We start from the raw sequence: 25,323 nt of genomic DNA on the forward strand, positions 1-25,323 counted from the left end.
TTCAGACAACCTCTTTATCCGTCAGTGCCTCAACCACTTCTTCCATCTTCATAAAACGTGAACCTTTGACCAATACAGTAGCGCGTTCAGGCAAATCGTGGCTCAACACTTGAATCAGCGGATCTTTGTCTGCAAACCACAAACCTTCCGCGCCAAACGTCTCTGCCGCTTCAACGCTGTTGTCGCCGACAAAATATGCGGCCTCGATACCTTTATCCCGTGCATACGCGCCAACTTCGGCGTGCATGGCTGCGGCTTCGTCCTCACCCAATTCGCCCATGTCGCCCATCACAAAAATACGCGGCGCAGGCATAGCGGCGAGCACATCAATGGCGGCCTTCATGCTGTCAGGGTTGGCATTATAAGTATCGTCAATCAAAGTTGCATCTTTAATGCCTTGCTTGATATTCAGACGGCCTTTGATATTGCTGAAATTCTTCAGGCCGTCTGAAACTTCAGCAAGGCTCAAACCTGCTGCCAAAGCCAGAGCAGCAGCCGCTACGGCATTATGTACATTGTGGCGGCCTGGGACTGGCAAGACCACGGCAACACGTTCATTACCTCGCACCAAATCAAACGTACAAAACAACGGTTTCAACTCAATATTTTCTGCATGGACATCGCCACTGGCAACGCCGAAAGTCTGAGCGTTCAATTGCGCAGTAGCCGCTTCAAATGTAGCGATATTGGCATCTTCACACGGAATCAGCGCAATGCCGTCTGAAAGTAAACCTTCGTAGATTTCACTTTTGGCTTTGGCAATATCGCCGACACCATCAAAACCGCAACCGACATGCGCGCGCAAGGCGTTATTGACCAGAGCAACATTCGGACCGGCGATTCGGGTCAACAAAGACAATTCGCCAAAATGGTTCATACCCATTTCAATGACGGCATAGCGATGTTTTTCGTTTAATTTCAACAAAGTCAGCGGCAGGCCGATATGATTGTTGAAATTGCCGGCAGTCGCCAACACAGCTTCGTCACCGAATCGATGACGCAATACGCCGGCCAACATCTCTTTAACCGTCGTTTTTCCGGAAGAACCGGTAATACCAAAGACAAACGGATTCACATTTTCACGCCACGCCTTCGCCAGTTTTTGCAAAGCCACAAGCGTATCGTCAACCTTCAGCGCGCCTTTCAAAGCCGCACAATCTTCGCGCGAAACCACAACTGCCGTTGCCCCCGCTGCCAATACATCTTCAACAAAGTCATGCGCGTCAAAGCGCTCACCGGCAAGCGCGAAAAATACATCGCCTTCCTGAATATCACGGCTGTCTGTAACAATACGCGAAACGGGTTGATTTTCAGACGGCATCGGAAGGTCGAGGGTTTGGCAGATGAAATTTAGGTCTAGTGGTTTCATGATTGTGTTTCTTGTCCTTGTTCTACTTGTTCTAACGGTTCCACATTTTTATCCGTATTTTGGGAAACCATTTTTAAATGACGACAATTGCGTCCTGCCAGCACAATAAAAAGAATAGCGGCAAAATTTATACCGATAGAAAGCTTATTTACCGTAAGGCTGAACCATAGTTTCAATACACTATCTATATAAAATACAAAAGAAAATACATCGCTTGCAAAAGCAATCTGCAATAAGCATGGCGTGTACACATATATCATTCTCTTAAAACCAACTTCACGGAATTTAAACGCATTCCATGCTGCAGACAACGCCAATACACCCAAAATGAAAAGTAAAATCCCAAAAAACACAGCCCATGCCATGTTGTTAATCAGTCCCTGCACACTCTGAATTGATGCCAGAATCAACCAAACCACGCCCTGTACAAAAGTCAGCCATGCCATAAATTTGCCGCTTTGGGGCAATTTTTTATATTCAGGAAATGTATTGGAAAACCAACTTTTCATTTTATAAATTTCTTTCATCAACTGCCGATTTTCCCGTACTGCTGGTAATCGGAAAAACACAATACAATGGTTTTACTGTTTTGGCGGTAGGGGTGGCAAAGGCTGTAATTGCCGTCTTTTGCCTCATAACGTATTTCATTTGTTTGTCCGGCAAATATTCTTTGCAAGTATTCACGCTCGCTCAAATGCGGAGCATAAAGATATTGCGTTTTACTGATTGTTTCTTTATTGCCATTCCGAGTAACGACAAAACCATTATCATCACCTACTCCCTGAGTATCAGGTGCCTGCTCATCAATCCCACTTAACTGGGAATCAGCTGAGAAAGCCAAATAAACCTGTTTATTACCTATTGTATCCGGCACAATCACCGTAGCCGCTTTAAAGGCAGAATCTTCCTTCGACATCAACTCCAGGATTAACGCCGCTTTTTTGATGTACGCCGAATCAAAACGATAATCTGTCAAGGCATTGATTTGCGATGGATTGTCCTTGACGATACGCTCTAGCGATTGCGTCAAAATCTGACGTTTTTTCTGAACCGTCAGATAATTTCCACCAAATAGCAAAGCGGCCAAAACAGGAAATACGGCCAACAACAAATATAAGGTTTTCCGACCGCCTTTGCTTTCTTCCTCTTGTCCTCGCTCGGCAATACGGGTCAAATTCAGCATGATGTTCAATATCAAAGCACCCGCCATCACGGCAAAAATCCCCAAAATACTCATCAGGAAAATTTCCGTAATGTATTCGCGGAATACCTTAAGCCCGAAAACATTGGATAGAATCAGAACAAATACCCAGTACACCAGCAGCACGACTGCCACCATGCCGACGATATTCGTTGCCTTAACCAATTTCTTTGCGTTCATACTCTCAAATATTGTTCAGACGGCCTATCTGCTCTGATTAATCAGCGGATACGGATTCACCGCGCCGTTTGGCAGATACACGCCGTAATGCAGGTGGGCCGGTGTGGTTCTGGCATTGCCGGTTTTACCGACATAGCCGATGACCTGCCCTTCTTTTACTCGCTCATACAGGCGGATACGGGCAAATTTATTCAGGTGGGCATAATAATGCCACGCACCCGGCCCTTGGATGCCGATGACTTTACCGCCCAATCGGTTGCGCCCGATTTTGGTGACTATGCCGGGCGTGGTACTGCGTATCGGCGTGTTTTTCTTAGCAAAAATATCCACACCTTCATGCCTGCGCCCCTGACTGCGCGCCGCACCCCAAGTATCATCAAACCGTTTGCCTTTAACAGGATTGGGCAGGCTTTGCTCGGCCGGAGGTTGTTGCGCCCTCAATTGTTCGATTTCGGCAGTAGGGCGCGGAAGTTGTTTGGTGGCACAGCCAGCGAATAAAACTACGGCTGCACTGATTAATAAGGTTTTTGTCGGCATTTTCAGCATCAAATCGGTCTCCTTGTTGTTCAGACGGCCTTGTTAAAAAGTCTTCTGGAACAAACAACTGTGATGGGTTTAATGGCTGACGTGCCGTAATGCGTGTATCGTTTTGCTTTTGTTTTGTATGGTTAAATCTTTTTCAGACGGCCTTAAGGTTTCGGGCCGTCTGAACATTTGTGATATGGTCTATCCGCGCTCTGCCAATGCTTTTTCTGCGATTTCAAAATCGGAGAAATGGTGCTTCACGCCTTGTACATCCTGATAGTTTTCATGCCCTTTACCGGCAATCAGGATGATGTCATTCTCGGCAGCCTGCTCAACTGCATAACGGATGGCAACGGCACGATCAACTTCGACGCGTTCAGGATTAGGGACGGCAGGCAAAATATCGTTGATGATGTCTTGCGGATTTTCCAAGCGTGGGTTGTCGCTGGTTACGACAACTTTATCTGCGCCCTGCACGGCTGCTGCGCCCATCAATGGGCGTTTACCACGGTCTCGGTTGCCGCCGCAGCCGAATACGCACCATAAAGCCGCACCCTGAGGTTTGATTTCCTGCAAGGTGGAGAGTGCTTTTTCCAATGCGTCAGGTGTGTGGGCGTAATCGACGACGACCAGGGGCTTGCCGCTGTTCATGATGCAGTCCATGCGGCCTGAGGCGGGACGGATTTTTGCCAGTACAGCCAATACTTTATCAAGCGGATAACCGTTGGCACAAAGCAAAGCGATGCAGGCGGCGAGGTTTTGCGCGTTGAACCGTCCGAGCAGACGAGTGCGGCATTTTCCTTCGCCCCATGGGGTTTGGAATACGGCTTCCATGCCGTCTGAAGAAGCGGTGAAATCGGTAATGCGGATATCGGCGTGTTCGCTGAAACCATAGCCGTAAACGGCTAAATCGGGACAGTCTTTTTTCAGACGGCCTGCGAGTTCCGCACCGTATTCATCATCGACATTGATGATGGCGTGTTGCAGGCCATGCCAGTAAAACAGACGCGACTTGATGGCGCCATAGGCTTCCATGGTGCCGTGATAGTCGAGGTGGTCGCGGGTGAGGTTGGTAAAGATTGCGCTGCAGAATGGCACGCCGTTGACACGCGATTGGTCAAGGCCGTGGCTGGAGACTTCCATCGCGGCGGCTGTTGCGCCTTGTTGACGGAAACGGTAGAGCAGGGTTTGGACATCGACGGGGGCGGGGGTGGTATGCGTGGTTTCTTCCAATGCACCCCAAAAGCCATTGCCGACCGTACCGATAATGGTGGTTTTTTCGCCCAATAGATCGGCAGCTTGCGCCAGCCATTGTGTGATGGAGGTTTTACCGTTGGTACCGGTTACGCCCCAAACTTTGAGGCCGTCTGAAACGTTGCCGTAAACTTGCGCCGCCAACATACCGGCACGATGTTTTAAATCTTTAATGCCTTGATTGGGAACGTTCCATTCGGGATTCCACGCAAATTTTCCGTCATCATCCCAAAAAACAAAGGTCGCGCCGTTGGCAATGGCAGCAGGAATATAGCTGCGGCCGTCTGTATATTCGCCCTGACAGGCAACGAAAATGTCACCCTGTTTAATTTGTCGGCTGTCTGAATGCAACAAACGCCCTGCTGCGTTTTCACACAGCAGAGGCGGAAAGTTGGTTTCAGCCAAGGGGGTTAACTTGCTGAACATAAACAATATCTCTTTGATTGTTTGGATTATGACGGTACTTTGACAGTAGCGGCATTACTTAAAGGCTTGGTTGGAGAAACGCCCAAGATGTTCAAGCTTCCGCTCATGACTTCTTTGAATACAGGACCGGCAACCACGCCGCCGTAATAGCCGTTGGCAGTCGGTTCGTCGATGGTAACGGCCACAATCACGCGTGGATTTTTAGCCGGAGCAAAACCGATGAATGTACCGACGTGTTTGTTGTCCACATAGCGGCCATTGACCAGTTTGCGCGCCGTACCGGTTTTTGCACCTACGTCGAAACCATCTACCGCACCGGCAGTACCGGTACCGCCGGCTTCAGTAACGGAAACCATCAACTCGCGCACTTTTTTCGCAGTAGAGGCTTTGATGACGCGCTTGCCTTTAGGGGCAACCGCTTGTTTTTCAAAGCTGACCGGCAACAATTCGCCGTCATGGGTCAAGACAGTATAGGCACGCGCCAATTGCAACAGGCTTAATTGCAAGCCATAACCGAAAGACATGGTTGCCTGTTCGATTTTTTGCCATCTGCGCCAGCTTCTCAACAAACCTGCAGTCTCACCAGGAAAGCCTGAATGCATGCGCACGCCCACACCCAAATCATGATAGAAATCGTACATTTCTTTAGGCGTAAACATGGCAGAAAGTTTACTGGTACCAACGTTGGAAGATTTTTGCATAATGCCGCGCACATCCAAAGTAGGATAAACGTGGGTATCTTGTACGGTAGCCGGACCGATTTTGTAAGGCAGGGTATTGAATGTATCGGTTGCATCCACTTTGCCGGAATCCAATGCTTTGGCAATAGTAAACGGCTTCATGGCAGAACCAGGTTCGATCATGTCGGTTACGGCGCGGTTGCGGCGCTGTTCGCTATTGGCTTGACCCGGTTGATTTGGATCGTAAGCCGGGCTGTTGACCAACGCTAAAATCTCGCCGGTTTGCGCATCCAATACCACAACCGTACCCGCTTTGGCCTTGTGATAAGCCACAGCTTTGTTCAACTCCTCATAAGCCAGCGTCTGAATGCGCTGATCCAAAGACAAAATCATGTCTTGGCCGTTTTTAGGCACGCTGTTGCGCGGAGAGTCGAGGCTGTCTACGATGTTGCCTTTATTGTCGCGCAATACGACTTTCGCGCCATCTTCACCGCGCAGGCTGTCTTCACGGGAAAGCTCCAAGCCCTCCTGACCTTTGCCGTCGATATTGGTAAAACCGATAACGTGCGCAAACAGATTGCCCATCGGGTAATGGCGTTTCAATTCTTTTTGGAAGGCGATGCCTTTAATGCCCAATACTTTGATTTCTTCTGCTTTCTCGTAGCTGAGTTGACGTTTCAGATAGATAAAGCCTTTGTCTTTTTTAGACAATTTATTTTTTAACACTTCAACAGGCACATCGGCAATGGCAGACAGTTTCTCCAACTGCTCGTCAGTCGGCATTTCCTCCATACCGGAAGGCATGGCATACAATGATTCGGTAGGCGCACTCAACGCCAATGTAGCACCATTGCGGTCGGTAATCATACCGCGTGATGCAGGCAGCGGAAGCGTGCGCACAAAACGTTGGTCGCCCTGATTTTTCAAAAACTCATGCTGACTGGTTTGCAGATAAACCCCGCGCACCAACAGACCGGTAAATGCCAGCGCAACAGCACCCAGCACCAAACCGATACGTCCGTTACTTGTCAGCGGTTTTTTTGTTTTTGTGGTTCCAGACAGCATTTGAGGTTTATATTCGTTCTTAATTAACATGTTGGACTTCTCATGACTTAGCTGCTCAGTGAGCTATTAATTCCCGTAAACACCTTGAAAACAAGGCTATATTCTTATTTTTTGCGTTCCAGCATAGCCGTATTATGCGCACCCGGCGGAAGCAGATGTTGCTTTTCGGCCGCCACTTTAATCAGTTTGTGGTTGGCCAATCTTGCCTGCTCCAGCTTCAAGCGCGCGTAATCCTGTTCCAACTGAATTTCCCGCTTTTGCGCCTTATCCAACTCGATAAAGTGCAAGCGCGACTGGTTTTGCTTAAACACTACGGCAAAGGCCGAAACCGTCACCAAAACCAGTAATAAAATATTCAACTTACCCATTTCAAACTTTCAGACGGCCTGCCAACAGAAACATCCCTTGCGACAATGCCGAAACGCTTTCCCTAGTCGACAACCGAAAATTTGCCACTGCTTCGCTCCGCCACACGCAAAACTGCACTGCGCGCACGCGGATTAGCTTCAGTCTCTGTCGAACCCGGTTTGATTGCCTTGCCCACAGCCTTCAAAGGCGGCTGAGGCAAATCTGCTTCCTTAACCACTGCCCAACGGGGCAATGGCGCATGTTGCGAATATTTTTTAATAAACTGCTTCACAATTCTGTCTTCCAGTGAATGGAACGCAATGACAGCCAAGCGTCCACCCTCTTTCAGACGGCCTGCAACTTGCGGCAAAACTGCCTCTACCTCTTCAAGCTCTCGGTTAATAAAGATGCGAACTGCTTGGAAGGTGCGCGTTGCAGGGTCTTGTCCGCGCTCACGAGTACGGACGTTTTGCGCCACAAGCTGCGCCAGCTTGCGGGTTGTATCAATGGGACTCTCCTCGCGTTGCGCAACAATGGCGCGCGCAATCTGGCGACTAAACCGCTCTTCACCATAATTCTTAATTACCTCGTGTAAATCCTGTTCGGATGCGGTTGCAATCCATTCTGCCGCAGACATCCCGCGAGTCGGATCCATCCGCATATCCAACGGCGCATCAAAGCGGAAACTGAATCCGCGGCTGCCATCGTCAATTTGCGGCGACGAAATCCCCAAATCAAAAAGCGCACCGTCAATCTTATCGATGCCCAATTCATCCAAGGCCGTCTGAAATGTTTCAAAACCATTGTGTACGACACTGACACGCTTATCTTGCGCTGCCAACTCATTGGCTACCGCAATTGCCTCGGGGTCTTTATCAAAAACAACCAAACGACCCTGCTCACCCAAACGCGACAAAATCAGCCGGGAATGTCCTCCCCTACCGAACGTACCGTCCACATAAATCCCGTCTTCACGGATTGCCAACGCGTCCACCGCCTCATGCAACAAGACAGTAACATGCTGATAATTTTCAACTTTACTCACAATTGCAAATCCGTTTGACTCAATTGGAAAGCCAATTCGTCAGGATCGATATCCAAAGCCTGATTCATTTCCTCTTCCCAATGTTCGCGGCCCCACAACTCCATACGGTTTGCACGGCCAACCAAAGTAACTTCTTTTTCAAAATCCACGCGTTTGCGCAGATTCGCCGGAATCAAAACGCGTCCGGCGCTATCCCACTCCAAAATCTCCGCATTGTGCAGCAGCAGATTCTGATACCGTTGCAAAGATTCATTGCCGGCTACTTTCAACTTCAAAATCTGCTCGGCTTTTTCTTCCCAAACAGGCTCCGGGTACATCAATAATTTTTTTCGGGAATCCAGTGTGACCACAATTGCAGGCGTATAACGGCGCAGCAAAATATCGCGGAATTTGGCAGGAATCGCCAACCGCCCTTTACTGTCCATACTCAATTCATGAGCACCGCCAAACACATCACACCCCAAATTCGATTAAAATATAAACAGAGTGGGATTAAAAATCCCACCTTCCTAAAATATTTCGTTTTCACTTTCACGGAACACTTTTTAGGAAAAAGTAACCACTTTCACCCACTATGCCCCACTAACCGACACTATAAGAAATTTTGGCAACTAGGTCAAATCTGTTTTTTATCTGAAATAAAACACTAAATACTTTAAATTCAATTAGTTATATATGTAATAATGCATGACATATAGATTTATTAAGTATCCCATTTAGCATTAAATACTACATGTAGTAGTATTTATAATATAAAAATACTACATATAGTATTTTTATACCCGATTACCACCCCTCTTACAAGGGGCTATAATATACAAACAAATTCAATTTTTTTACATTATCTAACAGTCATGAAGCTACAACTCCCCCTCCCTTCCCCTGATGCACAAGCCTCTTCAGCACACCTGACTAAGCTCATAAAAAACGAAATTGAACAACATCAAAACTGGATACCTTTCTCCCGTTTCATGGAGCTTGCCCTTTACACACCTAAATACGGCTATTACAGCGGAGGCAGCCATAAAATCGGTACTGACGGCGACTTCATTACCGCCCCCACCCTCTCCCCCTTATTCGGACAAACCCTTGCCAGACAACTTACCGAATTACTGCCGCAAACAGCAGGCAATATCTACGAATTTGGTGCAGGCACAGGCCATCTTGCCGCTACTTTGTTACAAAATCTTTCAGACGGCCTAAATCATTACTACATTATTGAGCTGTCGGCAGAGCTTGCAGAAAGACAACGTCAACATATTCTTGAGCACACATCTCCCGAAGCAGCTGCAAAAGTCATCCACCTCACCGCATTACCCGAACACTTTGACGGCATCATTATCGGCAACGAAGTATTGGATGCCATGCCGGTGGAACGCTTGATTTATCAAGATGAAGGGTTTCAACAAATCGGTGTCAGCTTAGAGAATGACAAGCTAATCGAAGCCATCAGACCATTGGCCCAAGCCGAACTGATACAAACAGCCGCCTTGTATTTCCCTCCCCTCCCTTCATACACAAGCGAGCTGCATCCGGCACAATATGCCTTTATCCAAACCCTGTCCGCCAAATTGCAGCGCGGCGGCATGATATTTATCGATTACGGCTTCGATGCCGCCCAGTATTACCATCCGCAACGCAAAGAAGGCACATTTATCGGCCACTATCGCCACCACACCATCCACGACCCATTTTTCAACATCGGCCTGACCGATCTGACTGCACATGTCAATTTCACCGATATTGCACGCGCCAGCACGGAATCAGGTTTGGATTTAATCGGCTACCTGCCCCAATCTTATTTCCTGCTCAATCTCGGCATCACTGATCTACTGGCTCAAATCGGCAGTCCGGACTCAATTGAATACATCCAAGCCGCCGCCGCAGTACAAAAACTGATCCATCAGCACGAAATGGGCGAGCTTTTTAAAGTAATCGCTTTCGGCAGAGACATCGATATTGATTGGACAGGCTTCGTTCACGGCGATATTTGCCATAAACTATAACTCGACCATCTACTTTTTATTTTTTAAAAACAACAAGAAATAAAAAAAACCAAAATTAGCGCTTGCTAAATATTCAAAAAAAACTATAATAGCGACTTCACGAAACGGCGAATTAGCTCAGTCGGTTAGAGCAGAGGAATCATAATCCTTGTGTCCGGGGTTCGAATCCCTGATTCGCCACCAAATTTCGGGGGTATAGCTCAGTTGGTAGAGCGCTTGCATGGCATGCAAGAGGTCAGCGGTTCGATCCCGCTTACCTCCACCACTAAACAAAAAAGCTCTTGTTAAACACAAGGGCTTTTTTGTTTGGCTTAATTAATAACCAGATAAGGCATCAGAGCTTCCCTTCAATACCTAATCAATAAAGGCCGTCTGAAACATTTCAGACGGCCTTTTATCTTTGATTACTTCACAAGCTTCAATACTTTTTTCGGTTTTTCTTCCGCAGATTCAGCTTTTTTATCTTCCGTTGCAGCAGGACTGGTAGAAGCAGGCTGATATGGTTCTACCTCGAAACCCATACCCTCCCCACTTTCACGGCCAAATATACTGACGATATGACCGACCGGAATCCAAATCTCGTGCGCTACGCCGGAAAAACGCGCAGAGAAATTGACCCACTCGTTGTCGATATTTAAATTATGACTGGCAGTAGGGCCAATATTTAAAACAATCTCATTATCGCGCACATACTGCATCGGAACGCGGGTATGTTCGTTTACCCAAGCGACGATGTGTGGTGTTTGGTTATTATCCAAGCACCATTCATACAAAGCGCGCAACAAATACGGTTTGGTTGAAGTTGCCATAAACCCATCCTTTAACGGCGCATGGCTTTTTCAGCCGGAGTCAATGCCTCAATGAAGGCTTCGCGTTGGAAAATACGTTCCGCGTATTTCAGCAAAGGTGCGGCAGATTTGCCCAGCTTGATGTCGTAATAGTCCAAACGCCACAGCAGCGGGGACAAGGCAACATCGATCATAGAGAAGTCATCGCCCAAAATATATTTGTTTTTAGCAAAAGACGGTGCCAGCAGAGTCAAGCCATTGCCAATGGCTTCACGCGCTTTAGCTTGTTCTTTATTGGTGGACTCAGGGTTTTCCAACACTTGCACCAAGCTGAACAGTTCTTTTTCCATACGGTACAGCACCAAACGGCCGCGACCGCGCATAACAGGATCACCCGGCATCAATTGAGGATGAGGGAAACGCTCGTCAATGTATTCATTGATGATGTTTGATTCGTGCAAAATCAGATCACGCTCAACCAAGACCGGTACTTGGTTATACGGGTTCATCAAAGCCAAGTCTTCAGGTTTATTGAACACGTCCACATCTTTGATTTCAAAATCCATGCCTTTTTCGTACAGCACAAAACGGCAACGTTGGCTGAATGGACAAGTAATACCCGAATACAAAGTCATCATAATCTTCTACTCCTGATCAATCTTTTCAGACGGCCTTAAGCCTTATAAAAATTCAGAAAGAATTATACATAATTTCAAATACTTAATCCAGAAATTTAAAATAATGCGCTGTTTATATTAAGTAATTTTTAGATTTTCATTAATTCGACATAAATTAATCAAGCAAACAAAAAAGGCAAACCTGAAACAGGTTTGCCTTTTTGATTCAAAAGAATTAATGAACGTCTTTCCAGAATTCTTTTTTCAGGAAGTACGCCAACGGCAACATTACGGCAAACAGGAATGTCAAAACCATGTAACCGATACGGTGACGTTGCAATTGAGCAGGCTCACCCATGTATACCAGGTAGTTTACCAAATCGCGCACATAAGCATCGTACTCTTTTTGGATTACTTTACCGTTAGGCAGACGACGACTGTGCAGACCGGTAGATTCCCAATACAGTTTAGGAGTCAGGTTGCCATGCTCGTCTTTAATCATAACGGGCTGACCTTTGGCATCCAATTCAACGGCTTGAACACCTTGTTGCTCCCACAATGGGTGAGGCATACTCGCGCCGGCCAAAACGGTATTATTCCAACCGGTCGGACGAGTTGGGTCTTTATAGAAGCCGCGCATATAAGCGTACAGGTAGTCCGCACCTTTAGAACGGGCGATCAGGGTCAAATCTGGCGGAGGTGCACCCAACCATTTGGAAGCATCTTTCGGATCCATTGCCGCTACCATGACATCACCAACGTTGTCTGTTGTGAACATCAGGTTTTTCTTGATTTCATCTTCAGTCAAACCGATGTCTTTCAGACGGTTGAAGCGCATACCGCTTGCAGAGTGGCAAGACAAACAGTAGTTTGTAAAGATTTGCGCACCGTGCTGCAGGCTGACTTGGTCACGCAGGTCGATATCGACTTTTTCATAGTTTGCATGGCCGCCGCTGGCTACGGCTGCACTCATAGGCACTGCCAGCAATAAGGCAGCAAACCAGTTTTTCAGAGTTTGTTTCATTTTCGCTGCCCTCATCAGATATTGGTTGCAAACAAGTAAGCACCAACAACGGTAATACCGACGTAAACAAAGAACATAATTTTTTGTTTAGTAGTGCTCATGGTTACGCGTTCAGGAACTGGTTTGTTAGTATCCAGTTTGGTATAGAACGGCATACCCAGGAAGAATGCAAAGTAGACGAAAGACAGGATACGTGCAACCAAAGTACGAGTATCAGTTGCTACCATTGCACCCAAAATACCCAAACCGATGAAGGCAATGATGAACAGAACCAACGCAGTTTTGAAGATTGGGCCGCGATAGCGGACAGATTTAACTTCGCCTTTATCCAACCAAGGCAACAGGGCAATCAGGACAACTGCTGCACCCATACCGATTACGCCCCATACCTGAGTACCGGCAAAGGAAGGAATCGCACGCAGAATTGCGTAGAACGGAGTGAAGTACCATACCGGCGCAATGTGCGGAGGTGTTTTCAGCGCATTCGCTGCATCAAAGTTTGGCGCTTCGAGGAAGTAGCCACCGCCTTCAGGCGCAAAGAACAACACAGAACAGAAGACAATCAGGAATACAACGACGCCCAAGATGTCTTTAACGGTGTAGTAAGGATGGAATGGGATACCATCGCGTGGGATACCGTTTTCATCTTTGTTTTTCTTGATTTCAACACCGTCAGGGTTGTTAGAACCCACTTCGTGCAGGGCGATGATGTGAGCCACGACCAAGCCAAGCAATACCAGAGGTACTGCGATAACGTGCAGGGCGAAGAAGCGGTTCAAAGTAACGTCGGAAACGTTGAAGTCACCACGAATCCAAGTGGACAAATCAGGACCGATAACAGGGATGGCGGAGAACAGGTTAATAATTACCTGCGCACCCCAGAAGGACATTTGACCCCAAGGCAACAGGTAACCCATAAAGGCTTCTGCCATCAATGCCAAGAAAATCAGGGAACCGAAAATCCACACCAATTCACGGGGTTTTTTGTACGAACCGTAAATCAGACCACGGAACATGTGCAGATAAACGACGATGAAGAAGAAAGATGCGCCGGTGGAGTGCATGTAGCGGATAATCCAACCGCCGGACACGTCGCGCATGATGTACTCTACTGCGGTAAAGGCAGCAGGCAGATGGTAGGCGTTCAGGTTGCCGTCCGGTTTGTAGTTCATGGTCAGGAAAATACCGCTGACGATTTGAATCACAAGGACAAGCAGGGCCAAAGAGCCGAAGTAATACCAGAAGTTGAAGTTCTTCGGCGCATAGTATTGAGCCAAATGCTCATTCCACATTTTAGACAGAGGGAAGCGAGCGTCCATCCAGCCTAACAATGCTTTTGCTTTGCTATTGGTTTGGTTTGCCATAATTATCGTTCCTTATTTTTAGTCTTCGCCCACCAAAACAGTTGTATCGCTCAGATATTTGTAAGGCGGTACAACCAAGTTGGTCGGTGCAGGAACACCTTTGTATACTCGGCCTGCAATGTCGAATTTCGAACCGTGGCAAGGGCAGAAGAAACCGCCTTTCCAGTCTGCGCCCAAGTCGGCGGGAGCAATGTCGGGACGGTAAGTCGGAGAGCAACCCAGGTGGGTACAGATACCGATAGCGACGAGGAGGTTCGGCTTGATCGAACGGTGCTCGTTTTTAGCGTATTCCGGTTGCTGATCCACTTCGGAATTAGGATCCGTAACTGCGCCATTCAAACTTTTCAAGTCTTTGAGCTGTTGATCTGTGCGGTTGACCAGCCAAATCGGTTTACCCTGCCATTCGGCAGTCAGCATTTGGCCTGCTTCGATTTTGCTGACATCTACTTCGACAGCAGCACCGGCAGCCTTAGCTTTCTCCGATGGGAAGAAGCTGGCCACGAAGGGCGTAGCTACGCCCAGAGCCGCCACACCGCCTGCACCGCAAGTAGCCAGTGTCAGGAAACGGCGGCGGCCGTTGTTGATTTCTTGATTATCCATTATTCAGTCGTCCTAAATTTTTGGGAATACCGAGCCATTAAACAGCGTAATTCTACCTAGTTTGTTGTAATACTCAAAGCATTATTTAAAATAAGGTAAAGTTTTTATGATATTGCTCAATACTCAGGCAGGGTTGTTTTCATCAAAGTGAACCACTTCGATACCGAATTTTTCTGCCACGGCATCACCTAAGGCGCGGACGCCGTAACGTTCTGTCGCATGATGTCCGGCGCTGATAAATGCCACACCCGTTTCGTTGGCAAGATGATATTGCGCTTCGGAAATCTCACCAGTCAGATACGCATCGACAGCTTCGTCTGCGGCCGTCTGAAAAAATCCCTGCGCACCGCCACTGCACCAGGCAATGCGTTTGATTTCGCGCTCAAGATCGCCGATAACGGTCGGCTTGCGGTCAAATACCGCCTCAATGCGTTCAGACAATTGCGCCAGCGTTTGCGTGGTTTTCAGACGACCTGTATTCAACAGGTTTTGCTCGCCGAATTGTTTTTCGAGTACCCAATCGAGTTTCTCGGCCAACTGCGCGTTATTACCCAATTGCGGGTGTGCGTCCAGTGGCAGGTGGTAGCCCGCCATATTGATTTGGTGTTGCAGCAAGGTTTCAATGCGTGCTTTTTTCCAACCGGTAATCGTGACAGGCTCGCTTTTCCAAAACATACCGTGGTGAACCAAAAGCAGATCCGCCCCCTGCTCTACGGCAAAATCAATTGCCGCTTTGCTGGCGGTAACCGAAGTGGCGATTTTGGCAATTTCTTCTTTGCCTTCGACCTGCAAACCGTTGGGCGCATAGTCCTTAAACAGCCCGACCTGCAAAGTCTCATCGCACCAAGCCAGAATTTCGCGGCGTAAAGCCATATTCCGCTCCTTATATCTATCTTCAAAAACAGCTTCGCATTCTAACCGCAAAATCTGTTTATGCCTCAAATTCTTACATTCCGATTTCAGCAATCATTCCCAACATTAATCATTTGCACATCATCATGAATTATTTTAATATACGCCACCTTACCCACAGGCCGTCTGAAAACACATGGACTCTATTATCGAATTGCGTCATCTCAAAACCTTGCTGGCTTTAGAAGAAACCGGCAGCGTTTCCCTTGCCGCCAAACGGGTTTTCCTGACCCAATCCGCCCTGTCGCACCAAATCCGCGCCTTGGAAAATTATTACGAAACGCCGTTGTTTGAACGCAAATCCACACCTTTGCGCTTCACCCCTGCCGGTATGCGCCTATTGCAACTGGCGCGTGAACTGTTGCCGCAGGTTGCCGCCGCCGAACGTGATTTGGTGCGGATTATCGAAGGCGAAGCCGGCGAACTCAGACTTGCCGTCGAATGCCACACCTGCTTTGATTGGCTGATGCCTGCCATGGGCGAGTTCCGCCCCTTATGGCCGCAAGTCGAATTGGACATCGTTTCCGGTTTCCAAGCCGATCCGGTCGGGCTGCTGCTGCAACACCGCGCCGACCTTGCCATCGTTTCCGAAGCCGAGCCGCTCAACGGCATCAGCTACCGCCCTCTGTTTGCCTATGAAATGGTCGGCATCTGCGCAGAAGACCACCCGCTTGCCGACAAAGACGTTTGGGAAGCGGAAGATTTTATCGACGAAACCCTGATTACTTATCCCGTCCCCGACGAAATGCTGGATTTGCCCAAAAAAGTGCTGCTGCCCAAAGGCATTAATCCGCCGCGCCGCCACAGCGAGCTGACCATTGCCATTATTCAATTGGTTGCCAGCAAACGCGGCATCGCCGCCCTGCCCTACTGGACGGTCATGCCGTATTTGGAAAAAGGCTACGTCGTTCATCGCAAAATCACTTCAGACGGCCTGCAAAGCAAACTTTATGCCGCCATTCGCACGGAAGACGCCAACAAAGGCTATCTGGACAACTTCTGCCAAATCACGCATGACCGCTGTTTTGCCGACTTGCCGGGCTTGAGCGAATTGGAAATGTAAACTTGAAACAATCAAAAGGCCGTCTGAACAATTTTCAGACGGCCTTTTCAATATACAAAAATTTCACTGCTTCTCTTCGGATTCATCCGAACCCAAACACGCCGACAAATCGATTTCAGACGGCCATGTTTTATCGGGCGCGACCCGAATATCGAAATGCTCACCGCGATAGTCGAAAACCAAACGCCAAGCGTGCAGAAACAGATGTTCCGCCTCATCGCCGCCATACAGCGTATCGCCCAAAATCGGACTGCCTATGCTTTTCATGGCCACGCGCAGCTGATGGGTTTTGCCGGTAAACGGTTGCAACACAAACAGGCGCAAACCGGGCTTCAGGCTTTGGCTGCTGAAACGGGTAACGGCAAAATTATCCTCGTCACGCGTCAGCTTCCATGTACCGCGCCGCGAACGCGCCATACCGCCTTTCACCCAACCCTGCTTCTTCGCCGGCTTGTGCGTACCGAGTGCCAAATAAGTTTTACGCATGGTTTTCTCGGCAAACTGCGCCGATAAAGCGGCCGCGCTGTCACGGTTGAGCGCAAGCAACAACAGGCCGCTGGTGGCTTTGTCCAAACGGTGAACCAGCCACACGCGTTCAACGCCGAGCTGCTGCGCCAGCGATGCGGTCAGGCAAACCTCCCCTTCCGATTCGCTGTGCACCGATATGCCGCAAGGCTTATTGATGACCACAAAGTCTTTGTGTTCAAAAACAAGGTCCCACATTTCAGACGGCCTTCAACACGATACCGTCGCCAAGCAGGGTCAAAATACCCAGCAGGCAGAACAAGATACATGCGGCAATGCGCACTGCTTTGGCCGGAATTTTGCGCATCAGCATTTCGCCCAAATACACGGCAGGCACAGAAGCAATCATCAAACCGGCAATACTGCCGACCACGACGAACAGGATAGATTGGTATTTTGCGGCCAAAAGAACCGTCGCAATTTGCGTTTTGTCGCCGATTTCCGCCAAGAAAAACAGGACGACAGTCGCCGTAAATGCGCCGTATTTCAGCCACTTGCCGTCAGGGTCTTCGTCTTTGTCCGGCAACAGCAGCCATAAACCGACCGCAATAAAGCTGCCGCCGACCACCCATTTCATGACTTCGGGCGAAATAGCGGATGCCAGCCAGACGCCGAGTGCGGCTGAAACAAGATGGTTCAACAGGGTTGCAACAAAGATACCGGCAACAATCGCGTTTTTGTGGGCAAAACGTGCTGCCAAAAAGAGCGCCAGCAATTGCGTTTTATCGCCGATTTCGGCAATGGCAACGCCCAGCGTCGAGGAGAAAAAAGCTTCCATGATTTAAGATACTCAACCGAAAAGCGAGCAAACAAAAAGCGCTGTGCATACCGCCCGCAAGGGTATGGACAACGCTTACGTCTTGCCTGTCTTCCGATAAAGCAGAGAAGATACCGCTGCCACGGCCGCACAAGCCGATTATGTTGACAACGGTTTCGGCATTGCGCCGAATGGCTACTCCCGTAAGAGTGAAGCGCGCATTGTAAGGCAAACCATGGCTTGAAGCAACAAAAAGAAAAACAAAAGGCCGTCTGAAACCTCATTCAATCAGGTTTCAGACGGCCTTTTTCACAGCGATTAATTATCGGAGAACAAATCGCCTACTTTTTCGCCTACTTTTTCCCAAAACGATTTCTTGCGCGGGGTTTGGCTGAGATTGAGACCGGAGGAGATTTTTTCAAATTCTTCCAGCAACTCTTTCTGACGGTCGGTCAGGTTAACCGGAGTTTCAACCAAAATGTGGCAGTACAAATCGCCGGTCGAGCTGGAACGCAGGGACTTGATGCCTTTGCCTTTCACGCGCATGCGGCGGCCGGTTTGCGTTTCTTTCGGGATGTGCAGTTTGACTTTGCCGTCCAAAGTCGGCACTTCGACTTCGCCGCCCAATGCGGCAATGGCAAAGCTGATCGGCAGTTCGCAATGCAAGTCCAAGCCGTTGCGCTCGAAGATTTTGTGCTGTCTCACGCGGACATTGACGTACAAATCGCCTGCCGGCGCGCCGTGTTGACCCGGCTCGCCCTCGCCACTCAAGCGGATGCGTTGACCGTCGTCGATGCCTGCCGGAATGTTGACTTCAACCGTTTTGCTGGTTTTGGTGCGGCCTTCGCCACGGCATTTGACGCAGGGATCTTTGATTTCTTTGCCTGTACCGTGACAAGTCGGACAAGTCTGCTGCATTTGGAACATGGCTATGCGATCCTGTACCGTACCTGAGCCGTGACAGGTCGAACAAGTCGATGCGGATGTGCCCGGTTTGGCACCTGAGCCGTGACAAACATCACATTCTTCGTAAGTCGGAATGTTGATGCGTTTTTTCACGCCTTTGGCGGCTTCTTCAAGCGAAATCTCTATGCCGACCTTCAAGTCTGCGCCGCTGTAATCCGGCTGACGGCCGCCTGCGCTGCCGCCACCGCCGAACATTTGGCTGAAAATATCGGAAAAATCGAAGCCTTGCGCGCCGCCGAACCCGCCAAAACCGCCGAATCCGCCCGCGCCGCCGCCCATGCCCTGCTCAAACGCGGCATGGCCGTATTGGTCGTACATGGCGCGTTTTTCCTTGTCTGACAAGGTATCGTAAGCTTTTTGGACTTCTTTAAATTTTTCTTCCGCTTCTTTATTGTCAGGGTTGCGGTCGGGATGGTATTTCATTGCCAGCTTGCGGTAGGCTTTTTTGATTTCATCGTCGCTAGCGCTGCGGGCAACACCAAGTGTTTCGTAAAAATCTTTATTGCTCATAATTTTGATAGTGTTAAGAATGAATTCAAACTGGGTGGGATATGTGGGCGAGTATCAAAAACTCAAGTCAGTATTTTCAAGGCCGTCTGAAATTGTGCTTTTCCGACATCCAAACATTCAGACGGCCTTTGTCAAACCGACAGGCCCGACAACCTGCTATAATCCCATCTTTATTTTTTCCAACGTTTTCAAGCGAAAAACAGAATGACCATGCAAGAACATTACCAGCCCGCCGCCATCGAGCCTGCGGCGCAGAAAAAATGGGACGACGAGCGTATTTTCAACGTCTCCGAAGACGCTTCTAAACCCAAATACTACTGCCTCTCCATGTTCCCCTATCCCAGCGGCAAACTGCACATGGGGCATGTGCGCAACTACACCATCGGCGATGTATTGAGCCGCTTCAAACGCTTAAACGGCTTCAACGTCATGCAGCCTATGGGTTGGGACGCGTTCGGTATGCCTGCGGAAAATGCGGCGATGAAAAACAACGTCGCCCCCGCCGCTTGGACGTACGACAACATCGAATACATGAAAACCCAGCTCAAAAGCCTGGGTTTTGCGATTGACTGGGAGCGCGAAGTCGCCACCTGCAAACCCGAATACTACCGCTGGGAACAATGGCTGTTTACCAAGCTGTTTGAAAAAGGCATCGTGTATCGCAAAAACGGCACGGTAAACTGGGACCCTGTCGACCAAACCGTATTGGCCAACGAGCAAGTCATCGACGGACGCGGCTGGCGTTCGGGCGCGTTGATCGAAAAACGCGAAATCCCGATGTATTACTTCAAAATCACGGATTACGCCGAAGAGCTGCTCAACGACTTGGACAAGCTGGAACACTGGCCGGAACAAGTCAAAACCATGCAACGCAACTGGATCGGCAAATCTCGCGGTATGACCGTGCGCTTCGCCGTTTCAGACGACAGCAAACAAGGCTTGGAAGGCGATTACGCGAAATTCCTGCAAGTTTATACCACCCGTCCCGACACACTGATGGGCGCGACTTATGTTGCCGTTGCCGCCGAGCATCCACTGGCAACCGCCGCAGCCGCCGACAAACCCGAATTGCAGGCATTTATCGCTGAATGCAAAGCCGGCTCCGTTGCCGAAGCCGACATGGCGACGATGGAGAAAAAAGGCGTACCGACCGGCCGCTACGTCGTCAATCCGCTCAACGGCGACAAGCTGGAAGTGTGGATTGCCAACTATGTATTGTGGGGCTACGGCGACGGCGCTGTGATGGCGGTTCCGGCGCACGACGAACGCGATTTCGAGTTCGCTAAAAAATATGCTGATAAATTGCCACCTATCAAACCTGTTATTATGCCATATGGTGATAACCCACCTTCTAAAGCCGAATGGCAAAAACAAAAAGATCAAGATCATTTAAATAATTCACATCCCCCTGCAGCAATGCCTTTGGAAATGTTATGGGAACAAGGCTGGAACCCTTCTTTTTCAATGTATGGCAATCTGATAAATTCAGGAAAATATGATGGTTTAAGTTCTTTTGAAGCAATGGAGCAAATTGCAGAGGATTTAGAATCACAAGGCTTAGGCGAAAAACAAGTCACATACCGCCTGCGCGACTGGGGTATTTCGCGTCAACGCTACTGGGGCTGCCCGATTCCTATCATCCATTGCGAAAAATGCGGCGACGTACCCGTCCCAGCCGACCAACTGCCGGTCGTCCTGCCTGAAAACGTCGTACCCGACGGCATGGGTTCGCCGCTGGCAAAAATGCCCGAATTTTACGAAACCACCTGTCCATGCTGCGGCGGCGCGGCGAAACGCGAAACCGATACCATGGACACCTTCATGGAATCGAGCTGGTACTTCTTCCGCTACATGTCGCCCAAGTTCGCAGAAGGCATGGTATCGGCTGAAGCCGCGAAATACTGGGGTGCGGTCGACCAATACATCGGCGGTATCGAACACGCGATTCTGCACCTCTTGTACGCGCGTTTCTTCACCAAACTGATGCGCGACGAAGGTTTGGTCAATGTTGACGAACCGTTTGAACGCCTGCTGACGCAAGGCATGGTCGTTTGCGAAACCTACTACCGAGAAAACGACAAAGGCGGCAAAGACTGGATCAACCCTGCCGATGTCGAGCTGACTTTCGACGACAAAGGCCGCCCTGTTTCCGCCGTTCTAAAAGCCGACGGCCTGCCCGTCGTCATCAGCGGCACGGAAAAAATGTCCAAGTCCAAAAACAACGGCGTTGATCCGCAAGAACTGATTAACGCCTACGGCGCGGACACCGCCCGCCTGTTCATGATGTTTGCCGCACCGCCCGAACAGTCCCTCGAATGGAGCGACAGCGGCGTCGAAGGCGCGCACCGCTTCCTGCGCCGCCTGTGGCGTACCGTTTACGAATACCTGAAGCAAGGCGAAGCAGTCAAAGCGTTCGCAGGCAGCCAAGACGGTTTGTCTAAAGAACTCAAAGACCTGCGCCACAAACTGCATTCCACTATCGCCAAAGTCAGCGACGACTACGGCCGCCGCCAGCAGTTCAACACCGCCATCGCCGCCGTGATGGAACTGCTCAACCAATACGACAAAACCGACACCGGCAACGAACAAGGCCGCGCCGTCGCCCAAGAAGTATTGGAAGCCGCCGTACGCCTGTTGTGGCCGATTGTTCCACACATCTGCGAAACCCTGTGGAGCGAATTGAACGGCGCGAAACTGTGGGAAGCAGGCTGGCCGACAGTCGATGATGCCGCCTTGGTCAAATCCGAAATCGAAGTGATGGTTCAAGTCAACGGAAAACTGCGCGGCAAAATCACCGTCGCCGCCGACGCATCCAAAGCCGACCTCGAAGCCGCCGCCCTTGCCAACGAAGGCGCAGTGAAATTCATGGAAGGCAAACCTGCGAAGAAAATCATCGTCGTTCCCGGACGCTTGGTGAATATCGTCGTCTAAACCACTTTTAAGGTTTAGCCATACGGATAAAGGCCGTCTGAAACTTGGTTTTCAGACGGCCTTTTATTTTAGCTTTCAAGCCCAACCGTTATTTTATTTAAACGTAAGGTTTTCAATTAAATCAAAATCATAAAGATATTTTTTGAACCATCGTATTCAAATGAAAACCTTAGCTTTGATAAAAACAAGGTTTAGCCGAATAAAGAAAGGCCGTCTGAAACCCTATATTCAGGTTTCAGACGGCCTTTTTAACTGCCCGATTTTATTCGCCGTAATAGGCTTTGGTCAGGATTTCTTCCATATCGGCCACCATGGCGAGGCGTGGGTTGGCCGGGGTGCATTGGTCTTCAAAAGACATCATGGCCAGCTCTTTTCTGCCGTCGAGGAAGGTTTTCTCATCGATGCCCTGCTCTTTCAACGACATTTTGATGCCAACGTTGACCGCCAGTTCATGGCAGGCGCGGGCGAAGGATTCGACACCTTCTGCCGGTGTGCTGCATGGCAAGCCTAAAGTACGGGCGATTTCCTGATATTTCAGATCGGCTTTGTAGTAGTTGTACTTCGGCCAAGTGGCGGTTTTCTGCGGGCGCGTGCCGTTGTAGCGGATGACGTGCGGCAGCAGGATGGCGTTGGCGCGACCGTGCGGAACGTGATATTTGCCGCCGATTTTGTGTGCCATCGAGTGGTTGATACCCAAGAACGCATTGGCAAACGCCATGCCTGCGATGGTGGAAGCATTGTGCATATGCTCGCGCGCTTCGGGGTCGGCTGCACCGTGTTTGTAAGAGCGTTCGAGGTATTGGAACACGAGCTTGATGGCTTGCAGGGCAAGGCCGTCTGTAAAGTCGTTCGCCAGTACGGAAACGTATGCTTCTACGGCGTGGGTCAGTACGTCCAAACCGGTATCGGCGGTTACGCCTGCCGGAACGGTCATGGTAAACGCAGGATCGACAATCGAAATGGTCGGTGTCAGCGAGTAGTCGGCAATCGGATATTTTTTGTCGCCGTCGCTGATGACGGTAAACGGCGTGACTTCGGAGCCTGTGCCCGATGTGGTAGGGATGCCGATAAATTTGGCTTTGCGGCCCAATTCAGGGAAGCGGAACGCGCGTTTGCGGATGTCCATGAATTTTTGCACCAAATCTTCAAAATCGACTTGCGGCTGCTCGTAGAAAAGCCACATGGCTTTTGCCGCATCCATTGGCGAGCCGCCGCCCAGTGCGATGATGGTGTCCGGCTGAAAGCTGCGCATCAAATCCGTGCCTTTATAGACGGTTTGGACGCTCGGATCGGCTTCGACATCAGTAAACAGCTGGATGGTCACTTTGTTTTTGCGTTGATGCAGTTGGTGGGTGATTTTATCGACAAAGCCCAGATCAACCATCGAACGGTCGGTCACAATCATAACTTTTTCGCAGTCTTTCATGTCTTGCAGATATTGGATGGAATCGCGTTCAAAATAGATTTTGGCGGGCACTTTGAACCATTGCATGTTGTTTCTCCGACGGCCTACTTTTTTGATGTTTAACAGATTGACTGCGCTGACGTTGCCGCCGACGGCGTTTTTACCGTAAGAGCCGCAACCGAGGGTCAGAGAAGGCAGGAAGGCGTTGTACACGTCGCCGATGCCGCCGAAGGTGGAAGGCGAATTCCAAATCACGCGCAGCGCTTTGACGCGGGAGCCGAACGTTTTGACCAATTCTTCGTTAGCGGTATGGATGGCGGCGGAGTGCCCCAAGCCGTCAAAGGCAACCATTTCTTCTGCGAACTTCAAACCTTGTTCGGTCGAGTCCGCCTTAATCATGGCCAACACAGGAGAAAGTTTTTCGCGGGTCAGCGGCTCGTTCGGGCCGACTTCGCGGCATTCGGCGATGATGATGTTGGTTTTTTCAGGTACCTTAAACCCGGCCTGCTCGGCAATCCATGCTGCCGGTTTGCCCACTACCGCAGAATTGAGTTTCGCGCCGCCGCAGCTGGCGCAATTCGCCGTTACGCCGAAGATAAACTCTTCGAGCATGGCTTTTTCTTTTTTGTTGGCAAAGTACACGCCGTAGGATTTGAACTCTTCGACCAACTCTTTGTAAATCTCTTTATCGGCAATTACCGCTTGCTCGCTGGCGCACACCATGCCGTTGTCGAAAGATTTCGACATCACAATATCGTGTGCCACTTGTTTGATGTCCGCCGTTTTTTCAACATAAGCAGGTACGTTGCCCGCCCCGACGCCGAGCGCAGGTTTGCCGCAAGAATACGCGGCTTCCACCATCGCATTGCCGCCGGTCGCCAAAATCGTTGCCACGCCCGGATGCTTCATCAGCGCGGAAGTGCCTTCCATAGACGGCTTTTCAATCCACTGGATACAGTTTTCCGGCGCACCGGCCGCAATCGCCGCATCACGCACGATACGCGCGGCATGGGCGGAACACTGCTGGGCGGACGGGTGGAACGAGAAAATAATCGGATTGCGGGTTTTCAGCGCAATCAGGGATTTGAAAATGGTGGTGGAAGTCGGATTGGTCGTCGGCACAATACCGCAAACCACGCCGACCGGATCGGCAATTTCAGTAATACCGGTTACATCGTTTTCGCTGATGACGCCCACGGTTTTCAAATCGCGCAGGCGGCGCACGACGTTTTCGCAGGCAAACAGGTTTTTCGTCGCCTTATCCTCAAACACGCCGCGTCCCGTTTCTTCAACCGCGTGCATGGCGAGTACACCATGTTTGTCCAGCGCGGCGATAGAGGCTTTGGCAACAATAAAGTCAATCTGCTCCTGATCGAGCTTAAGAAACTCGTCCAATGCCCGTAAACCCTTGTCAACCAGGCTGTTTACCTCGGCTACGGCTGGGCTGACGACGTTGTCGGCTGATGCGTTCATGGTGTATCTCCTTAATAAAAGGTGGCAATAAGGTCAATAAATTCTCACTACGATAACTATAGGTAATTTAGTTACATTTTGCTTTGACCTACATCACAAACCATGATTGAACTTTTCAGACGGCCATTTTATCGTTTATTCATTTTAATTCTTTGAAGTATAATATTTTTATCCACACGAAAACAAAAACGGTTATTCTTCGTCGCTTTCCTCGGTAATTAAGATAAAAACAGAAAATCGATGTATTAAAATTACAAGCGTAAATGAAAAAGGCCGTCTGAAAATATTT

Annotated in this window: 22 protein-coding genes and 2 tRNA genes; 5 read left to right on the top strand and 19 right to left on the bottom strand. The window is 49.4% G+C overall.

Going from position 1 to position 25,323, the window contains the following annotated elements:
- Position 1 precedes the first annotated feature (1 nt).
- The 9 genes from RRV97_RS07955 to mraZ all read right to left on the bottom strand — a co-directional run bounded on the left by RRV97_RS07955 (position 2) and on the right by mraZ (position 8,545).
- Entirely contained in the window at positions 2–1,369 is a 1,368-nt protein-coding gene (locus tag RRV97_RS07955; protein ID WP_315611211.1) for a UDP-N-acetylmuramoyl-tripeptide--D-alanyl-D-alanine ligase, read from the bottom strand.
- Positions 1,366–1,896 carry a hypothetical protein gene (locus tag RRV97_RS07960; protein WP_315611212.1) on the bottom strand — a complete coding sequence of 177 codons (531 nt, stop codon included), beginning with the start codon at positions 1,894–1,896 and terminating at the stop codon, positions 1,366–1,368. Before RRV97_RS07960 ends, RRV97_RS07955 begins: the two co-directional genes overlap by 4 nt.
- Positions 1,896–2,750: a peptidase gene (locus RRV97_RS07965; RefSeq protein WP_315611213.1), complete on the bottom strand. Its 855-nt coding sequence runs from the start codon at positions 2,748–2,750 to the stop codon at positions 1,896–1,898. Before RRV97_RS07965 ends, RRV97_RS07960 begins: the two co-directional genes overlap by 1 nt.
- A 24-nt stretch (positions 2,751–2,774) precedes the next feature.
- On the bottom strand, positions 2,775–3,296 hold the full coding sequence (locus tag RRV97_RS07970; protein WP_315612253.1) for a M23 family metallopeptidase: 522 nt from the start codon (positions 3,294–3,296) through the stop codon (positions 2,775–2,777).
- Positions 3,297–3,476: 180 nt separating this feature from the next.
- Complete coding sequence (locus RRV97_RS07975; RefSeq protein ID WP_315611214.1) at positions 3,477–4,955, bottom strand: UDP-N-acetylmuramoyl-L-alanyl-D-glutamate--2,6-diaminopimelate ligase; 1,479 nt, start codon at positions 4,953–4,955, stop codon at positions 3,477–3,479.
- A 26-nt stretch (positions 4,956–4,981) separates the two neighbouring features.
- The gene (locus RRV97_RS07980; protein WP_315611215.1) at positions 4,982–6,730 is read right to left on the bottom strand and encodes a penicillin-binding protein 2; all 1,749 of its coding nucleotides are present in this window, start codon (positions 6,728–6,730) and stop codon (positions 4,982–4,984) included.
- Positions 6,731–6,804: 74 nt separating this feature from the next.
- Positions 6,805–7,068: a cell division protein FtsL gene (ftsL, locus tag RRV97_RS07985; RefSeq protein WP_003681879.1), complete on the bottom strand. Its 264-nt coding sequence runs from the start codon at positions 7,066–7,068 to the stop codon at positions 6,805–6,807.
- A 62-nt stretch (positions 7,069–7,130) separates the two neighbouring features.
- Complete coding sequence (gene rsmH / locus RRV97_RS07990; RefSeq protein WP_315611216.1) at positions 7,131–8,093, bottom strand: 16S rRNA (cytosine(1402)-N(4))-methyltransferase RsmH; 963 nt, start codon at positions 8,091–8,093, stop codon at positions 7,131–7,133.
- Entirely contained in the window at positions 8,090–8,545 is a 456-nt protein-coding gene (gene mraZ / locus RRV97_RS07995; protein ID WP_003748265.1) for a division/cell wall cluster transcriptional repressor MraZ, read from the bottom strand. The genes rsmH and mraZ overlap by 4 nt, the downstream gene beginning before the upstream one ends.
- A 402-nt stretch (positions 8,546–8,947) precedes the next feature.
- Here mraZ and RRV97_RS08000 point away from each other — a divergent pair, with 402 nt between their 5' ends.
- The 3 genes from RRV97_RS08000 to RRV97_RS08010 all read left to right on the top strand — a co-directional run bounded on the left by RRV97_RS08000 (position 8,948) and on the right by RRV97_RS08010 (position 10,364).
- The gene (locus RRV97_RS08000; RefSeq protein WP_315611217.1) at positions 8,948–10,099 is read left to right on the top strand and encodes a class I SAM-dependent methyltransferase; all 1,152 of its coding nucleotides are present in this window, start codon (positions 8,948–8,950) and stop codon (positions 10,097–10,099) included.
- A 106-nt stretch (positions 10,100–10,205) separates the two neighbouring features.
- Positions 10,206–10,282: transfer RNA gene (locus RRV97_RS08005), tRNA-Met, on the top strand.
- A 6-nt stretch (positions 10,283–10,288) separates the two neighbouring features.
- Positions 10,289–10,364 (top strand) — tRNA-Ala (locus tag RRV97_RS08010).
- Between the two features lie 139 nt (positions 10,365–10,503).
- On the opposite strand, the gene RRV97_RS08015 is transcribed toward RRV97_RS08010, so the two are convergent.
- The 6 genes from RRV97_RS08015 to RRV97_RS08040 all read right to left on the bottom strand — a co-directional run bounded on the left by RRV97_RS08015 (position 10,504) and on the right by RRV97_RS08040 (position 15,365).
- Positions 10,504–10,908, bottom strand: a complete 405-nt coding sequence (locus tag RRV97_RS08015; RefSeq protein ID WP_070850837.1) for a ClpXP protease specificity-enhancing factor — start codon at positions 10,906–10,908, stop codon at positions 10,504–10,506.
- Positions 10,909–10,919: 11 nt separating this feature from the next.
- Positions 10,920–11,525: a glutathione S-transferase N-terminal domain-containing protein gene (locus RRV97_RS08020; RefSeq protein WP_003685910.1), complete on the bottom strand. Its 606-nt coding sequence runs from the start codon at positions 11,523–11,525 to the stop codon at positions 10,920–10,922.
- Positions 11,526–11,739: 214 nt separating this feature from the next.
- Positions 11,740–12,528, bottom strand: a complete 789-nt coding sequence (locus tag RRV97_RS08025; RefSeq protein ID WP_003748257.1) for a cytochrome c1 — start codon at positions 12,526–12,528, stop codon at positions 11,740–11,742.
- A 14-nt stretch (positions 12,529–12,542) separates the two neighbouring features.
- A complete protein-coding gene (locus RRV97_RS08030) occupies positions 12,543–13,892 on the bottom strand; it encodes a cytochrome b (RefSeq protein ID WP_003681866.1) in 1,350 nt (449 codons plus the stop codon).
- An 18-nt stretch (positions 13,893–13,910) separates the two neighbouring features.
- Positions 13,911–14,492, bottom strand: a complete 582-nt coding sequence (gene petA / locus RRV97_RS08035) for a ubiquinol-cytochrome c reductase iron-sulfur subunit (RefSeq protein ID WP_004518903.1) — start codon at positions 14,490–14,492, stop codon at positions 13,911–13,913.
- A gap of 123 nt (positions 14,493–14,615) precedes the next feature.
- Positions 14,616–15,365 (bottom strand): Nif3-like dinuclear metal center hexameric protein, encoded by a 750-nt coding sequence (locus RRV97_RS08040; protein WP_315611218.1) that lies wholly within the window; start codon positions 15,363–15,365, stop codon positions 14,616–14,618.
- A gap of 175 nt (positions 15,366–15,540) precedes the next feature.
- On the opposite strand from RRV97_RS08040, the gene RRV97_RS08045 reads away from it, so the two are divergent.
- Positions 15,541–16,467: a LysR family transcriptional regulator gene (locus RRV97_RS08045; RefSeq protein ID WP_003748251.1), complete on the top strand. Its 927-nt coding sequence runs from the start codon at positions 15,541–15,543 to the stop codon at positions 16,465–16,467.
- Positions 16,468–16,530: 63 nt separating this feature from the next.
- On the opposite strand, the gene RRV97_RS08050 is transcribed toward RRV97_RS08045, so the two are convergent.
- The 3 genes from RRV97_RS08050 to dnaJ all read right to left on the bottom strand — a co-directional run bounded on the left by RRV97_RS08050 (position 16,531) and on the right by dnaJ (position 19,225).
- Entirely contained in the window at positions 16,531–17,190 is a 660-nt protein-coding gene (locus RRV97_RS08050) for a TIGR01621 family pseudouridine synthase (RefSeq protein WP_315117506.1), read from the bottom strand.
- A 1-nt stretch (position 17,191) separates the two neighbouring features.
- Entirely contained in the window at positions 17,192–17,770 is a 579-nt protein-coding gene (locus RRV97_RS08055; protein WP_315611219.1) for a TMEM165/GDT1 family protein, read from the bottom strand.
- A gap of 297 nt (positions 17,771–18,067) precedes the next feature.
- On the bottom strand, positions 18,068–19,225 hold the full coding sequence (gene dnaJ / locus RRV97_RS08060; RefSeq protein WP_254345310.1) for a molecular chaperone DnaJ: 1,158 nt from the start codon (positions 19,223–19,225) through the stop codon (positions 18,068–18,070).
- Positions 19,226–19,435: 210 nt separating this feature from the next.
- Here dnaJ and leuS point away from each other — a divergent pair, with 210 nt between their 5' ends.
- The gene (leuS, locus tag RRV97_RS08065; RefSeq protein ID WP_315611220.1) at positions 19,436–22,156 is read left to right on the top strand and encodes a leucine--tRNA ligase; all 2,721 of its coding nucleotides are present in this window, start codon (positions 19,436–19,438) and stop codon (positions 22,154–22,156) included.
- Positions 22,157–22,418: 262 nt separating this feature from the next.
- Here leuS and adhE read toward each other — a convergent pair whose 3' ends face one another.
- Positions 22,419–25,034 carry a bifunctional acetaldehyde-CoA/alcohol dehydrogenase gene (gene adhE, locus RRV97_RS08070; RefSeq protein WP_315611221.1) on the bottom strand — a complete coding sequence of 872 codons (2,616 nt, stop codon included), beginning with the start codon at positions 25,032–25,034 and terminating at the stop codon, positions 22,419–22,421.
- Positions 25,035–25,323: the final 289 nt, after the last annotated feature.

The organism is Neisseria sp. DTU_2021_1001991_1_SI_NGA_ILE_055, assembly GCF_032342915.1.
In the GTDB taxonomy this organism is placed as follows: Bacteria; Pseudomonadota; Gammaproteobacteria; order Burkholderiales; family Neisseriaceae; genus Neisseria.

Coding starts and splice junctions, on each gene's coding strand:
- RRV97_RS07980 (WP_315611215.1), bottom strand. CDS start 6,730: ATGTTAATTAAGAACGAATATAAACCTCAAATGCTGTCTGGAACCACA.
- RRV97_RS08055 (WP_315611219.1), bottom strand. CDS start 17,770: ATGGAAGCTTTTTTCTCCTCGACGCTGGGCGTTGCCATTGCCGAAATC.
- adhE (WP_315611221.1), bottom strand. CDS start 25,034: ATGAACGCATCAGCCGACAACGTCGTCAGCCCAGCCGTAGCCGAGGTA.
- RRV97_RS08000 (WP_315611217.1), top strand. CDS start 8,948: ATGAAGCTACAACTCCCCCTCCCTTCCCCTGATGCACAAGCCTCTTCA.
- RRV97_RS08050 (WP_315117506.1), bottom strand. CDS start 17,190: ATGTGGGACCTTGTTTTTGAACACAAAGACTTTGTGGTCATCAATAAG.
- RRV97_RS07960 (WP_315611212.1), bottom strand. CDS start 1,896: ATGAAAGAAATTTATAAAATGAAAAGTTGGTTTTCCAATACATTTCCT.
- RRV97_RS07975 (WP_315611214.1), bottom strand. CDS start 4,955: ATGTTCAGCAAGTTAACCCCCTTGGCTGAAACCAACTTTCCGCCTCTG.
- RRV97_RS08025 (WP_003748257.1), bottom strand. CDS start 12,528: ATGAAACAAACTCTGAAAAACTGGTTTGCTGCCTTATTGCTGGCAGTG.
- leuS (WP_315611220.1), top strand. CDS start 19,436: ATGCAAGAACATTACCAGCCCGCCGCCATCGAGCCTGCGGCGCAGAAA.
- petA (WP_004518903.1), bottom strand. CDS start 14,492: ATGGATAATCAAGAAATCAACAACGGCCGCCGCCGTTTCCTGACACTG.
- RRV97_RS08045 (WP_003748251.1), top strand. CDS start 15,541: ATGGACTCTATTATCGAATTGCGTCATCTCAAAACCTTGCTGGCTTTA.
- dnaJ (WP_254345310.1), bottom strand. CDS start 19,225: ATGAGCAATAAAGATTTTTACGAAACACTTGGTGTTGCCCGCAGCGCT.
- RRV97_RS08015 (WP_070850837.1), bottom strand. CDS start 10,908: ATGGCAACTTCAACCAAACCGTATTTGTTGCGCGCTTTGTATGAATGG.
- RRV97_RS07970 (WP_315612253.1), bottom strand. CDS start 3,296: ATGCTGAAAATGCCGACAAAAACCTTATTAATCAGTGCAGCCGTAGTT.
- RRV97_RS08020 (WP_003685910.1), bottom strand. CDS start 11,525: ATGATGACTTTGTATTCGGGTATTACTTGTCCATTCAGCCAACGTTGC.
- RRV97_RS07955 (WP_315611211.1), bottom strand. CDS start 1,369: ATGAAACCACTAGACCTAAATTTCATCTGCCAAACCCTCGACCTTCCG.
- RRV97_RS07965 (WP_315611213.1), bottom strand. CDS start 2,750: ATGAACGCAAAGAAATTGGTTAAGGCAACGAATATCGTCGGCATGGTG.
- RRV97_RS08030 (WP_003681866.1), bottom strand. CDS start 13,892: ATGGCAAACCAAACCAATAGCAAAGCAAAAGCATTGTTAGGCTGGATG.
- RRV97_RS08040 (WP_315611218.1), bottom strand. CDS start 15,365: ATGGCTTTACGCCGCGAAATTCTGGCTTGGTGCGATGAGACTTTGCAG.
- ftsL (WP_003681879.1), bottom strand. CDS start 7,068: ATGGGTAAGTTGAATATTTTATTACTGGTTTTGGTGACGGTTTCGGCC.